This window comes from Crocinitomix catalasitica ATCC 23190, from assembly GCF_000621625.1.
GTDB classification, from domain to species: Bacteria; Bacteroidota; Bacteroidia; order Flavobacteriales_D; family Crocinitomicaceae; genus Crocinitomix; species Crocinitomix catalasitica.
Genome location: NZ_JHXV01000007.1, coordinates 106,854 through 121,066, shown reverse-complemented (window position 1 = coordinate 121,066; position 14,213 = coordinate 106,854). Strand labels below are relative to the sequence as shown.

Annotated in this window: 15 protein-coding genes and 5 tRNA genes; all 20 read right to left on the bottom strand. The window is 34.5% G+C overall.

What is annotated here, in order from left to right:
• Positions 1–27: 27 nt before the first annotated feature.
• Positions 28–579, bottom strand: coding sequence for a transcription termination/antitermination protein NusG (gene nusG, locus T367_RS0105470; protein WP_027418936.1), 552 nt, complete (start codon positions 577–579; stop codon positions 28–30).
• Positions 580–587: 8 nt separating this feature from the next.
• Positions 588–839, bottom strand: coding sequence for a preprotein translocase subunit SecE (gene secE, locus T367_RS25540; RefSeq protein WP_051568375.1), 252 nt, complete (start codon positions 837–839; stop codon positions 588–590).
• Positions 840–1,060: 221 nt separating this feature from the next.
• Positions 1,061–1,131 (bottom strand) — tRNA-Trp (locus tag T367_RS0105460).
• Positions 1,132–1,199: 68 nt separating this feature from the next.
• On the bottom strand, positions 1,200–2,387 hold the full coding sequence (gene tuf, locus T367_RS0105455) for an elongation factor Tu (protein WP_027418935.1): 1,188 nt from the start codon (positions 2,385–2,387) through the stop codon (positions 1,200–1,202).
• Positions 2,388–2,467: 80 nt separating this feature from the next.
• Positions 2,468–2,539, bottom strand: a tRNA-Thr gene (locus T367_RS0105450).
• Positions 2,540–2,955: 416 nt separating this feature from the next.
• Positions 2,956–3,028: transfer RNA gene (locus T367_RS0105445), tRNA-Gly, on the bottom strand.
• Positions 3,029–3,063: 35 nt separating this feature from the next.
• A tRNA-Tyr gene (locus tag T367_RS0105440) sits at positions 3,064–3,145 on the bottom strand.
• 15 nt (positions 3,146–3,160) lie between these two features.
• Positions 3,161–3,234, bottom strand: a tRNA-Thr gene (locus T367_RS0105435).
• Positions 3,235–3,368: 134 nt separating this feature from the next.
• Positions 3,369–3,932: a chalcone isomerase family protein gene (locus T367_RS0105430; protein WP_027418934.1), complete on the bottom strand. Its 564-nt coding sequence runs from the start codon at positions 3,930–3,932 to the stop codon at positions 3,369–3,371.
• A gap of 58 nt (positions 3,933–3,990) precedes the next feature.
• Positions 3,991–4,281 carry a ribosome hibernation-promoting factor, HPF/YfiA family gene (hpf, locus tag T367_RS0105425; protein ID WP_027418933.1) on the bottom strand — a complete coding sequence of 97 codons (291 nt, stop codon included), beginning with the start codon at positions 4,279–4,281 and terminating at the stop codon, positions 3,991–3,993.
• Between the two features lie 32 nt (positions 4,282–4,313).
• The gene (locus tag T367_RS0105420) at positions 4,314–5,198 is read right to left on the bottom strand and encodes a tyrosine-type recombinase/integrase (protein ID WP_027418932.1); all 885 of its coding nucleotides are present in this window, start codon (positions 5,196–5,198) and stop codon (positions 4,314–4,316) included.
• Between the two features lie 59 nt (positions 5,199–5,257).
• The gene (gene rpsU, locus T367_RS0105415; protein ID WP_027418931.1) at positions 5,258–5,449 is read right to left on the bottom strand and encodes a 30S ribosomal protein S21; all 192 of its coding nucleotides are present in this window, start codon (positions 5,447–5,449) and stop codon (positions 5,258–5,260) included.
• Between the two features lie 66 nt (positions 5,450–5,515).
• Positions 5,516–6,655, bottom strand: a complete 1,140-nt coding sequence (locus T367_RS0105410) for an acyl-CoA dehydrogenase family protein (RefSeq protein WP_027418930.1) — start codon at positions 6,653–6,655, stop codon at positions 5,516–5,518.
• A gap of 274 nt (positions 6,656–6,929) precedes the next feature.
• Positions 6,930–7,772, bottom strand: a complete 843-nt coding sequence (locus T367_RS0105405; protein ID WP_035842644.1) for a helix-hairpin-helix domain-containing protein — start codon at positions 7,770–7,772, stop codon at positions 6,930–6,932.
• Between the two features lie 2 nt (positions 7,773–7,774).
• Positions 7,775–9,382, bottom strand: a complete 1,608-nt coding sequence (locus T367_RS0105400) for an alanine/glycine:cation symporter family protein (RefSeq protein WP_027418928.1) — start codon at positions 9,380–9,382, stop codon at positions 7,775–7,777.
• A 53-nt stretch (positions 9,383–9,435) separates the two neighbouring features.
• A complete protein-coding gene (locus tag T367_RS0105395) occupies positions 9,436–10,335 on the bottom strand; it encodes an SDR family oxidoreductase (RefSeq protein ID WP_027418927.1) in 900 nt (299 codons plus the stop codon).
• A complete protein-coding gene (locus tag T367_RS0105390) occupies positions 10,336–11,298 on the bottom strand; it encodes a potassium channel family protein (RefSeq protein WP_245593024.1) in 963 nt (320 codons plus the stop codon).
• A 284-nt stretch (positions 11,299–11,582) separates the two neighbouring features.
• Positions 11,583–12,839: a DUF2851 family protein gene (locus T367_RS0105380; RefSeq protein WP_027418924.1), complete on the bottom strand. Its 1,257-nt coding sequence runs from the start codon at positions 12,837–12,839 to the stop codon at positions 11,583–11,585.
• 51 nt (positions 12,840–12,890) lie between these two features.
• Positions 12,891–13,367: a hypothetical protein gene (locus T367_RS0105375; protein ID WP_027418923.1), complete on the bottom strand. Its 477-nt coding sequence runs from the start codon at positions 13,365–13,367 to the stop codon at positions 12,891–12,893.
• A gap of 6 nt (positions 13,368–13,373) precedes the next feature.
• Positions 13,374–14,204 (bottom strand): orotidine-5'-phosphate decarboxylase, encoded by an 831-nt coding sequence (pyrF, locus tag T367_RS0105370; RefSeq protein WP_027418922.1) that lies wholly within the window; start codon positions 14,202–14,204, stop codon positions 13,374–13,376.
• Positions 14,205–14,213 lie beyond the last annotated feature (9 nt).

Sequence of the window (14,213 nt, the reverse complement as noted above, 5' to 3'; positions counted from 1 at the left end):
GCACTCCTACACGTTAATACAATTTAACTAGGCGTTCTTTTCAACCTGCATATAACTCAACTCAAGTGGAGTTTTACGGCCGAAAATTTTCACCATTACTTGTAATTTTTTCTTCTCTTCATTCACACCTTCAATCACACCGTTAAATCCGTTAAACGGACCATCGATAACCTTTACAGTTTCTCCTTCTACGAACGGAATATTCATCTCCTCTTCTTGTTCAGCCAATTCATCAACCTTACCAAGAATTCTATTCACTTCGCTTGCACGCATCGGCATAGGGTCACCACCTTTAACAGCACCCATAAACCCGATAACATTCGGCACACTCTTTATAACGTGAGAAACCTCTCCTTCTAGACACGCCTCAATAAGGACATATCCAGGAAGATAATTTCTTTCTTTACTTATTTTTTTACCATTACGAATTTGGTAAACTTTTTCCGTTGGAATTAATACTTGACCAACAAGGTGTTCAAGCTTAGCACGCTTAATTTCTAATTCAATAGCGTCTAAAACTTTTTTTTCTTTACCACCAATTGCTCGTACTACGTACCAACGTTTTTTAATTTCTGCCATTCTAAATATTAATTATATGCGCCAATAATGTGGTAATAAAAACCTAAAATTCCTTTCCAAAAAGGGAAGCTCGCTGATTGGTTCTCATATTTAACATTGATACCAAAAACATAATCCATGGCAAAAATAATTAATGCAAAAATTAATGAGGCTACCAATACAATTATTGAGCTACTTTGTAATTGAGGCCAAGTTGGCCATGTAACTTTGTGAACAAGTTCACTAAAAGATTCTTCGATGTATTGTATAATATTCGCCACTGTCTTAATTTTTAATTTATTCTATTCAGCAAATGCTGACTTTAATTTCAACAATAACTGGGACATTTCTCAGTCATTCAATTTTAATCTTTTTAACCTGACGACCTGTAACATTGTTAACCTCGATTAACTCTATTTCATTCCTAGGTTTGTTGGTTAAACTGTATTAATTATTTTTCAGGATTAACCTTCAAACGTGTAATACTATTTTCCAAACTTTGCACGGGCGGAAGGATTCGAACCCTCATCAGCGGTGTTGGAGACCGACATTCTACCATTGAACTACGCCCGTATATGAAAAAGGTCCCTCCCGAAAAAAATCGGGAGGATCCTCATCATAAAATTTATCTCAACTTAGAATTAATCTAAGATTTCTGTAATTTGACCAGCACCTACAGTTCTACCACCTTCTCTAATTGCAAATCTCAAGTTTTGATTAATTGCAACTGGAACGATAAGATTAACTGTAATAGTTACGTTATCACCAGGCATTACCATTTCACGGCCTTCACCTAAGATAATTTCACCAGTAACATCTGTCGTTCTGATATAGAATTGTGGTCTATATTTATTGTGGAAAGGAGTGTGACGTCCACCTTCTTCTTTCTTCAAGATATAAACCTCTGCTTTAAATTGTTTGTGTGGTTTAATAGAACCAGGTTTAGCGATTACCATACCTCTTCTAATTTGAGATTTTTCAATACCTCTCAATAAAAGACCTACGTTATCACCAGCTTCACCTCTATCTAATATTTTTCTAAACATCTCAACACCCGTAACAACTGACTTTAATTTCTCGTCACCCATTCCTAAGATATCAACCTCTTCACCAGAGTTAATAACACCAGTTTCGATTTTTCCTGTAGCTACAGTACCACGACCAGTAATAGAGAATACATCCTCAACTGGCATTAAGAAAGATTTATCAACCTCTCTAATTGGTAATTCGATCCAGTTATCAACAGCTTCCATCAATTCGATGATAGTTGCTTCCCACTTTGGCTCACCGTTAAGTCCACCTAATGCAGAACCTGCAATTACTGGTGAATTATCACCATCATATTCATAGAAAGATAATAACTCTCTAATTTCCATCTCAACAAGCTCTAATAACTCCTCATCATCAACCATATCCACTTTATTCATGAATACAACCATTCTAGGAATACCAACCTGTCTACCTAATAGGATATGCTCTCTAGTTTGAGGCATTGGTCCATCAGTTGCAGCAACAACTAAGATCGCACCATCCATTTGAGCAGCACCAGTAACCATGTTTTTTACATAATCGGCGTGACCTGGACAATCTACGTGTGCATAGTGTCTAGTTGCAGTTGCATACTCCACGTGTGAAGTATTAATTGTAATCCCTCTTTCTTTTTCCTCTGGAGCGTTATCGATAGTATCGAAATCTCTTACCTCAGCACCGCCTGCTTTACCTAAAACTACAGTAATTGCTGCCGTTAAAGTCGTTTTACCATGATCTACGTGACCAATAGTTCCAATATTCACATGCGGTTTGGAACGATCAAATGTTTCCTTAGCCATAATCTACTTTTTACTTTATTTATTATCAAAATTAACAAAACCCAAAATATCCGACTAAGTCGGACACTCTCTTCCATTAGAGCCAATGATGGGAATTGAACCCATGACCTCTTCCTTACCAAGGAAACGCTCTACCCCTGAGCTACACCGGCGCTTTTAAAATTAAGCTAGTTTATAATAAATCAATATCACAAACCTAATCCGTTTAGTAACATTAATTATTCCATAAAATTTACCAGACATAATGTCAGTAAACACGGTCAAATCTGTACTAAACTATTTTCGAAAATACTGTTTGAGAATTAAAGAATATTTCAAAATGAAATTTAAACTTTTGCGCACACCTTATAAAGGGCAAGTATACACATCTCATTACAACATTTTCAACTTTGGCAAAACCAAAGTTTGTACCTATACCTGACAAGCAAGTATCGACACAATGAATGTAGAAACGAGACCTAACGAAAAAGATACGTTAACATACTTAATCGGCAAAACCTCCGTTTTTACCATTTCATTCTGTTTCAATCAAAAGGGTTTTGAATAAAACCAAAACCCTTTTAATTTGAGCGGGAGACGAGACTCGAACTCGCGACCCTCAGCTTGGAAGGCTGACGCTCTACCAACTGAGCTACTCCCGCTTATTTAATTAATTACATTGGTATTGTTTTTCAAGTGGGGAGAGCAGGATTCGAACCTACGAAGACGAAGTCAGCTGAGTTACAGTCAGCCCCAGTTGGCCACTTTGGTATCTCCCCAATCAAAATAAGCAGAGCCTCTGGAGGGACTCGAACCCACGACCTGCTGATTACAAATCAGCTGCTCTAGCCAGCTGAGCTACAGAGGCAAATTTTAATTGTAATTAATCTATTTAAAGAACTAAAAACTCCCGCTATTTTCAGAACGGGAGTGCAAATATATCAAACTATTTTATTGTAGCAATACCTTTTTAAATTTTTTTCGTTTTTTTTTTACTTTTTTTTATTCTCCAAGCATTTTCTTCTTCAAATCTACCTGCGCAGGTGCCGTCCCTAGCCATATTCCGAACAACGCATCCTTAAAGTCTAAACCTTCAATTGTGACTAATTTTTTATTGTTTTTCATTAAAGTCGTTCCTATTCCTGGCTGATATATCAAATCATAGATATCTAAATCGGTAATTTCTTCTTTAAAACCAGCTGAAATTAATTTCTCAATTCGATCTTTGTAGGGAGCAACGTTATTATTTGTCGATTTTTTAAATCCATCGCGCAGTGCTGCTTCAAAATTATCCTTGTCAACCATCGACGAAACTATTTTAAGTTTAATCGCCATTGGTTTGTCTACTGTAAGTATATCATTCGCTTTTGTAGTTGGTGCTTCTAAATAAAGAATTGCTATATAAAGGTCAATAAACATTTTTTCTCGAACGCCGCCTCCATTCAATTTTAAGTATTGATCACCGACCTTCATAACCTTCGGCAGAATGTGACCTGCGATTTTTGCTTGTGAATAACCTTGCGTACTCAACGTAAAAGCCAATAGTATTAGAAATATTCTCATCATGTCAAAATTAATTTTGTTGGTTATAAAAAAAGCTCGACTGTTTGTCGAGCTTTGAATACTATTTTTTTTCTTTATGCTTAGTCACTTGCTTACGCAATGCTTCACACGCTAAGTCCGTCGCTTCCTCAAAACTTTTACATTGTTTTTTTGCAAACAATTCTTTTCCCGGAATCGATAATTTAATTTCTGCCACCTTATTCTCCGGCTCTGAAGGATTCCCTAATCGTAAAAAAACTTCACCATTAATAATATGACCAAAGTACTGTTCTAATTTTCCAATTTTCTTGTCGATAAAGTCCAACAATTTTCTATCAGCATCAAAATGTACTGAATGCACTTGAATATCCATATTCCTTCCGATTTTTTTAACCTTGTCTAAATCTAGTCTTGGCTCGCACCGCGAGGATGCGCTTGTTTATAAATAGTTTTAATTTGCTTAAACGAATTGTGCGTATAAATCTGCGTAGATGTTAAATCTGTATGCCCTAAAAGTTTCTTGATAGATTCTAATGAAGCACCATTGTTCAACATATGTGTTGCAAAGGTATGACGCAAAACATGGGGGCTTTTTTTGCTCAAATTCGTCGCCTTACCAAGATAGTAATTAACTTTACTATAAACAAACTTCGCTGTTAATTTTTTACCCTTTTTAGTATTAAATAACAAATCAGATTTTATGGATTCAATAGTTTTTAGATTGCGATATTTAGAAATCAAATTAAAAAGATCTTTACTTATAGGAATAATTCTTTCCTTATTCCTTTTTCCAAGTACCTTAATCTGTGTAGCTGCAATATTTTTTTCAGATAGATTTATCAATTCCGCAAGTCGAATTCCAGTTTGATAAAAAACCTCTAAAATTAATTCAATCATTACTTGATTAAATTCATCGCTTTCCTCTTCAAAAATCTCACTTGTCCACAATTGTTTTTCAGGAACGAATTGCGGTAAAACTTTTTTTTGTTTGAGTGCCTGTATTTTGATGGCCGGATTGGTTGAAACAACCCCTACTTGTCTTAAATATTTAAAAAAAGACTTGACTGAGGACAATTTGCGATTTACTGAGCTATTTTCGAGACCTGACTCGACCAATTCAACCAAATAGGTTCTCATCAACCTATGATTAACTTCTAATAGATCACTATCTTTTTCTAAATCGAGATACTGACAAAATTGTTCAAGATCATTCTTGTACGCCGTAACCGTGTGGTCTGAAAAACGCAGTTCATGTGTTAGATGATCAATAAAATTGGATATATAAAGCATAAAAAAAGGGTACAGCAAAGCTATACCCTATATATACGGTAGAATGAAGAAAATGTTTCTTACATTTCTTCTCTTCTCAACTGCTCTATATAAGCAGCCTTAAGTCTCATCTGTCTGTTTGTAATTGAAGGCTTAGTAAAATTTTGTCTATCTCTTAGCTCTCTCAACATTCCAGTACGCTCAAATTTCTTTTTGTACTTTTTAAGCGCTCTTTCAATATTTTCTCCTTCTTTCAATGGTATTATTAACATATCTTTTTTTTATTATATATCTTAAACAAGGCTGCAAAGTTAATGCAAAAAAACTTTTTAACAAATCTATTTTAAAATTTCTCTTGAAATAACTAACTTTTGTATTTCTGACGTTCCTTCACCTATGGTACAAAGCTTTGCATCTCTATAGAACTTTTCTACTGGAAAGTCTTTAGTATAGCCGTATCCACCAAATATTTGAACTGCTTCAGTAGCAACTTGAACAGCAATTTCTGACGTATAATATTTCGCCATTGCACCTTCTACAGTCATTTTTAAATGCTCATTTTTCTTGTATCCAGCTTCTAATAACAATAATTCAGCAGCTTTTATCTTCGTAGCCATGTCAGCTAACTTAAATGCGATACCTTGAAATTGAGAGATTGGTTTACCGAATTGCTCTCTTTCTTTAGAATATTTTACAGCAGCATCAAATGCTCCCTGTGCAATTCCTAAACCTAATGCCCCGATAGAAATACGGCCACCATCAAGAATTTTCATTGCTTGAATAAAGCCGTCACCTTCTTTACCAATCAATTGATCTTTGTGAACACGACAATTATTGAAAATTAATTCTGCCGTTTCAGAAGCACGCATTCCTAATTTATTCTCTTTCTTACCTGACATAAAACCAGGTGTTCCTTTCTCTATAATGAAAGCACTCATTCCGTGCGAATCGCCTTTTTCACCAGTACGAACGATAACGACTGCTACGTCACCAGATATAGCATGCGTAATAAAGTTTTTAGAACCGTTGATTACGTAGAAATCACCATCTCTTGTAGCTGTTGTAGCCATTCCACCTGCGTCAGAACCAGTACCTGTTTCTGTTAAACCCCAAGCACCAATAAACTCAGCTGTCGCTAATTTTGGTAAATATTTTCTTTTTTGTTCTTCTGATCCATGGTATAAAATATGACCAGTACAAAGTGAGTTATGTGCAGCAACCGATAATCCAATTGATCCACAAACTTTAGAAATTTCAGAAACTACTGTAATATACTCGTAATAACCCATGCCACTTCCGCCATATTCTTGAGGAACAATGACACCCATTAGACCTAAATTACCTAATTTTTTAAATAGTTCAATTGGAAAGATTTGTGCCTCATCCCATTCCATCATCTTAGGTCGGATTTCCTTTTCAGCGAAATCTTTCACCATTTGTCTTACCATTTTTGAGTTCTCATTTTCTTTTATCAGCATAATCTTCCTGTTATTTCGGGTGGTAAATTTAAGAATTAAAAATTAAATAATAGCCCCTTAAATGAAACAAGCACCAGTGTTGGATTAATTCGTTCGAAGATACATCAAAAAAGGAAAAATATAGAAAGGTTAATGAATCAATAAATAGTTGCTAGCGCCTTTTATACTTGCTATTCTAAGTTTGAAATTCAATCACAGCAACAAACTTAAACTTTTAAAAAAAGCTCATTAATAAACTGGGATTAGCACACTTTGATTTTTTTTGCCAGCTCAGTTAGAAATCGAAGTAATGATGCAACCGCGCCTTGTTTTGCTTACTTAATATGGAATCTGTCAAGAAATCGAGTGTTTCAATCTTGTTTTTAGACCGTTCTTCAAGAATCATAGCTGTTATTTCCCAATTAATAAAAGGGATTTTCCTCAATGTTCTTTTATCGATCGAATTTATATTTTGCTTTTGGATTAAATCGGGAGAGATAATACATTGCTCATTTAATAGACTGTCAACGTCATTAGGTAGCTTCGCAAAGGACTTGAGCATACTAAAATCTGTGAATCCTCCATGCTTTTCGCGCGCCTCTACAATTGATGAAGCGTAATACTCTCCAATTCCTTTAATCGACTTTAATTCTTCTATTGTCGCCGTATTTATTTCTATCCGTTCTATAGGCAAATTACTTTCAGCATCTATTTGACTTGGCAATAAAATATAAGGTGACATCTTATTGAATTGATATTCATTGATGACATATATTTTTTTGAGTTGTTCTTTATATTCTAGCGGACCTGCTTTACTCAAATAATTCAGAATTGCATTCGCCTGTTTATCCGAAAAACCCCATTTAATCCATCCTTCTTTATCGAGTGAATTTGGATCAAAATTACGAATTGATTCTTTATCCTTTTTCTCGAATTGTTGACTTTTATATTCCTTTACTTCCGCTAATTTTTCTTTTTTAAATTGCGTCACGATCAAATCTGACTGATCAGATCGAAAAGGATCTGGAATATAAGATCTTCCGCCTACATTCAATAAAACTATAAGAATGAGAATAAGGAATGAAAGAGTTACTACTCCAATTTTATCAATTTTAGAAAAATTAAAATAGTTTTTCAATATCAAGCTTTTTTACCCTCTAATTTATATGCCTTAATCTTACCTGTATATTTTCTCCATTCCTCTTTCACTTTTGGTGCTAAAAGAATTAAACCAATCATATTAGGTACCATCATGGCGAAAATCATTGCATCAGAGAAATTAATCACAGACCCGAGACTTGCAGCGGCGCCAACAATCACGAAAAGACAAAATAATATTTTGTAAGCATATTCAACTTTTTTAGATCGACCAAAAAGGTATGACCAAGCCTGGAAACCATAATAAGACCATGAAATCATAGAACTAAAAGCAAATGAGACTACAGCTACTGTTAATACATAAGGGAACCAAGAAATAACCGAGGCAAAAGCAGTTGAAGTTAATAAGATCGCTTGCGCATCATTCATTGAAGAATTCGCCGCAGTCACATTCCCTGTAATGATAAGTACCAACGCCGTCATTGTACAAACAACAACAGTATCAATAAATGGCTCTAATAAGGCGACCATTCCTTCACTTGCTGGATTGTTCGTCTTAACTGCAGAATGTGCTATTGAAGCAGATCCAATTCCAGCTTCGTTTGAGAATGCTGCTCTTTTAAAACCTTGAATCAAAACACCAATTACCCCACCGGCAATTCCAACAGGACTGAAAGCTCCATCCCAAATTGCAACAAAAGCACCACCAATTTCATCATATTTAATTACGAGAATAAAGATTGCAGCTAAAACGTAGATAGCAACCATAAATGGCACAATCTTATCAGTCACCTTAGCTATCTTCTTAATTCCTCCAATAATCACGATACCAACAAGTACAGCCATTACAATTCCAAAAATCCAGCCATTACCATTCAATATAGATTCTTTACCACCAGTTACATGCTCCACCAATTGGAAAGCTTGATTAACTTGGAACATATTTCCACCACCAAATGAGCCTCCGATACACATTATTGCAAATAAGATTGCTAAAACTCTACCTAGTTTTTTGAATCCTTTTGCTTCTAGACCTTTTCGTAAATAGTACATCGGACCTCCATATACCGTTCCATCCGAACCAATTTCTCTATACTTCACACCCAATGTACACTCGACAAACTTAGTCGCCATTCCTAAAAACCCTGCGATTATCATCCAAAACGTTGCACCTGCTCCACCTATTGATACGGCGATTGCAACACCTGCTATATTTCCTAAACCAACCGTAGCAGACAAAGCAGCAGTCAAGGCTTGGAAATGCGAAACCTCACCTTGATGTCCTTCAACTCTTATCGTGTCGGGGTTATCTCCATCTACTAAATGTACACCTTCTGAAACTTCAACTTTGTGATCATCCCTTTCATCTAATTCGTCATATTTACCTCTGACAATTTGAATAGAAGTAAGTAAACCTCGAACATTGATAAACTTGAAATAGAAAGTAAAAAATAATGCACCTAGGATTAATGGAAAAAGTACCCAATAAATTTTTACGTTCTCTGAAAATTCAATTTGATAGAATATAAATTCTACAAACCACCCCGTATAATCTCCGAAAAGACGGTCGATTTTTTGATCAACACCTTCCTCGGCAGCAAAGTTTATAAAAGGCAAGAATGATAAAAGCGTAAGTATTATTTTGTGCATAAAAATTTATTTGGATAAAATTTGAGATTCACTATCTAACAAATATAAAAAAATTAAAGACTTTTCATAGCAAAAAGTAGGTTAAGACTTTCCTCAAAGCTCATCGGTTTGTAACCTAATTCTTTATTTGCTTTGTCTAGAATAAAACCAGTTTTGGGAGGACGTTTTGCTTTTTGATTCAAAGTCTCAGATTTGATTGGTTTGACAAGCTCTTCGGGGAAATTACAGAATTTAGCGATTCGTTTTACTAAGTTATAAACGGAAACAGTTTCGGGTCCAGATATATGAAAAACTCCATTTTTTTGAGCAGTTGCTGTTTTAAGGCATGCCCATGCTAAATCATCAGCCCAAGTTGGTGCGCGAAATTGATCGTCTACAATCGTTAATTCTTGACCAGATTCTAAAGCCCCTTTTGCCCATAAAACGATATTCGATCTACTTAAATTTTCTCCTTCTCCAAAAACAATAATCGTTCGAAGAATCGACCAATTCTTGTATTCACTCGCCATTAAAATATCTTCACTTTCAACTTTAGATTTGGCGTAAATACTTAAAGGGTTTCTTTTATCCGTCTCAATATATGGCCCCGCTTCACCATCGAAAACGAAATCTGTAGAAAGATGAATAAAATGTGCACCTATTTTTTCAGCCGATTTAAATAAATAATCTACAGCAGAAACATTAATTAATCGACAATTAACCTCGTCATTCTCACAAGCATCAACATTTGTCATTGCCGCAGTATTAATAATAGCATTGGGATGATAAGAACGAATCAAATCCTCTACTTCCTTATTATTTGTGATGTCTAATGACTGATAGACGGAGTCTGGACAATTCGAATTCCTGTTAGCACCTAGAGAGGTTGCTAAAAAATCTATTTTCTTTTTTAATAATTGCCTGACTATTTTCTGTCCAAGAAGACCGTTAGCACCTGTTACTAAAATTTTCATCTAATCTATTCCTAAAGTTTTGTTTAATCTTTTTATTTGTTCGGGATTGCCCAAGACGAAAAGTTTTGAATTGGGCATTATTTTAATATCATTGGCTGGGTTAATGATATACTCCCCGCTCGCATCCCTGTATCCTATTACATTGCAACCTGACATCGATTTGTCTTGTAAATCACCTATAGTCGAATGTAACATGTTTTCATGCAGGTCATTGTAAGAAATTTCCTCTAAATTAATTTCAGCTTTACCTGATACCTTAATTAAATCCATAAACTCCATTATGTTTGGATTTACGACCAACGAAGCCATATGTGCACCACCGACAGTATCGGGCATAATTACATTATCTGCACCAGCAATTCTCAATTTTCGCATGGATGAATAACTTGTGGCTCTCGATATGATTTTAATATTCGGATTTAATTCTCTCGCTGAAAGGACCACAAAAAGATTATCCGCATCCTTCGGTAGCGCAGTAATTAAGGCTGTAGCTTCTTGAATATTCGCTGTTATTAAAGTTTGATCCTCTGTTGAATCTCCTTTCACAAAGGTTATATCATGGAATTTTCTATCCTCCGTTACCTCATTGTCATTTTCTATAACGACATAATTCTTTCCGTAAAATTTCAAATCGTGAGCAGCTTGTCTTCCCACTCTACCAAATCCACATACAATAATATGATCTTGCATTTTTTTTACTGATTTAATTGACTTATACTCTTGAAAATATGCCTTGTACTCACCTCCTACAATATAAGAAGTAATCGCTGATATTGCGAATGCAAAAGTACCAAAGCTGGATATAATTAAAAATGCTGCGAAAAGTTTACCACCATCTGAAAGCGGGTTCACTTCGTTAAAACCGACGGTCGAAACAGTTATGATTGTCATATAAAAGGAGTCAAAAAACGACCAACCTTCAACAATCATAAATCCAAACGTTCCTGACAATACTACCACCACAAGTAAAAACAGGGCGTAATATACTTTTGCGAAATATCTATAATTTAATAACATCTAGATTTCCCAAATTGATTTGCGTTTTCTTTGTAGTTTAAATATATGCTTGTGTTCTAAAACAAAGGCCATGATTAAATAAATAATCACGGGTGAACCTAAAGCTATAAATGAACCATAAATAAAAAACAATCGAACTCGGGAAACATCCACATGCATTTTTCGCGCGAACCAAGTACTCACCCCAAAGGATCTCAACTCGAAGAATAACGCTATTTTCTGAATTAAATTCATGTCTTTAAAATTGTTTTACCGATATCACAAAATAAACATTTTTTATTTTCACACATTTCATTCTTCAACTCTATTAAAGCTTGCGAATCAAAGCTTGAATTTACATTTATTCTTAGTTCTTTCCACTTTTTTATAATTGAATTTTTTTCAGGTGCTATTAATCCTAAACTTTCAACAACTTCATTTTTTTGTTTTTGCTGTTGTAAAAGTTTACCCATAGCAAATTGATATGGTGCTATTGTATTGATATTAATACTGTCGATCAATCCTTTTGACAGTTGGAAAGATTTAACTTTTGTTTCCTTATTAAAATGGTAATGTTCTTTCCAAAATTCGTTAAGCGTTAAATTTTTCAACGGTGATTGTGTTGATTTGCTCATTTTCACGTTTGAAATTGGTATATTCATTTGAAATATTGCTGACAATTGTGCTAATCTAATGTCTGGATATCCATTCGGTCGCATTCTAGAATATTTCCAATTCGTAAACGACATTGGTTGCAGCCTGAATAAGTGTTTTAAATGTAAGAACTCTTCTTTCAATCTTTTTTGATATTCTGAATTGGCATCCTGCTCTAAGAATCCAGCCAAACCAAAAATAAGTGCATCTATTTTTAAGGGGTCATAATTAACTTTGGCAAACCATCTGAAATCTAATAATTGAATAAGATGTTCAAAAGACGCTCCATTGACTTTACCTCCTAATGTTTTCGCTAATGATTGGTAAAATGTTTTTTTTCTATCACCATTTTTACTTTTTAATTGTGCTAAAATCTCATTAGACTTCCTTTCTAGCCGTTGTAAAACTAGATCTAATCTCATATTTTCACTCAATTGAACTGGAGTATTTATAAGATGTGTTTCACATGGAATCCAATTTGTACTGCCAAATAGTTTTCTATACTGTTCAAAGTGCTTTTCATCAATTTGATTGGCTAATTCAACAGTCGGTAATAAATAGTTACCACTTGACACATCTTTATCATGTTTAAAAACCAAATGGGCAATTACATTCTCGTAATTAGGATCGAACTGATGCTTGTGTTTAAACCAATCAGAGGCATTGATATGAAACTCTATATGACCTGCCCAAATTCTATCTTGATACTTGATTTTACAATTTAAAAAGTCTGGACCAGCATTAATATTATGTGTCCCAAAATCTATAATAGATAAAGGTTCGCCAGTAGATGTAGTGAAAGCATTACCGAATATTTTTTCTCGAAAACAATATTGTAAATAATCTTCAGTCAAGTTAATGTTTTGACTTTAAGATAATTAAAAAGTATGAATTTGAAATGATTTTTAACGAATTTCTTCAAATGTATCGGAATATGACTGATCCAAAATATTTTCATCCGTTTGCTGCTGCACATAATTTTTGGTCGCTTTAATTCCCGTATACAAATAGTAAATAATAGCAGCTTTTAATATTATACCTTTATATAAGGTCGTTGGATCGACAAAGGCGACAAAAATTATTGTCATTAGATAAAGAGAAATGGCAACTATAAAAGATACCCTGGGATTAGTTGCTGCATAAAAGTAAAGCGCAATAAAAAACAAACCTAAGCCACCGTCAATATATAGACTTTCCACTAAATTATAAGGACCGTAATAATAATACAAAGCCAAAATAATTTGCAAAATACCTAAGACCAATAAAGCATTCCTTCCACTTTTGATCGCTTTTTTTTCATTAGCGATTTTAGTTTTAGCCGTCGCTCTTTTAGCTGCGTCTATTGAATTTTGGATCTCTTCAGGCGAACGTTCTTCTCTCATAGCTTACTAAAATAAGCCTAATTTTATTTTATCATCGATTATTATAGACATTTCTGATTGAATTGCTTGCGCTGCTTCTTTAGCCTTAACATCAAAGTCTTGATCATTTCCAGCATATATAATACCTCTTGAAGAGTTTACGATTAGGCCACATTGATCATTCCATCCGAATTCTGCTACATCAGATAACGAACCACCTTGAGCACCAATACCTGGAACAAGAAAAAAGTGTTTTTTACTGATATCCCTAACCGATTTAATAGACTCACCTCTAGTCGCACCTACTACGTACATCAATCGATCGTCTTCACCCCACTCCATCGATTTCTTAATCACTTTTTCGTATAGCTTTTCACCATTCAAATCAGTTGAGAATTGAAAATCAAGCGCTCCTTTGTTCGAAGTTAACCCTAGTAGTATAACCCATTTATCTTCATATTCTAAAAACGGTGTAACGCTATCTACGCCCATATAAGGAGCTACGGTAACCGCATCAAAATTAAGGTACTCAAAAAACGTTTCTGCGTATTTCTTTGATGTATTTCCAATATCACCTCTTTTAGCATCTGCAATAGTGAAAATATTATCTGGAATATAGTCTACTGTTTTTTTAAGCGCATCCCAACCTTTACTTCCTAAGCATTCATAAAAAGCAATATTCGGTTTATAAGCTATTGTATAATCCTTAGTAGCATCAATGATTCGTTTATTAAATTCGAAAACTGGGTCTTCAAAATCCAATAAGAACTTCGGTATTTTATCTAAGTCAACATCAAGACCAACACAAAGGAATGATTTCTTTAGTCGGATATTATTTAGTAATTCTTCTTTCTTCATTTAGCAAAA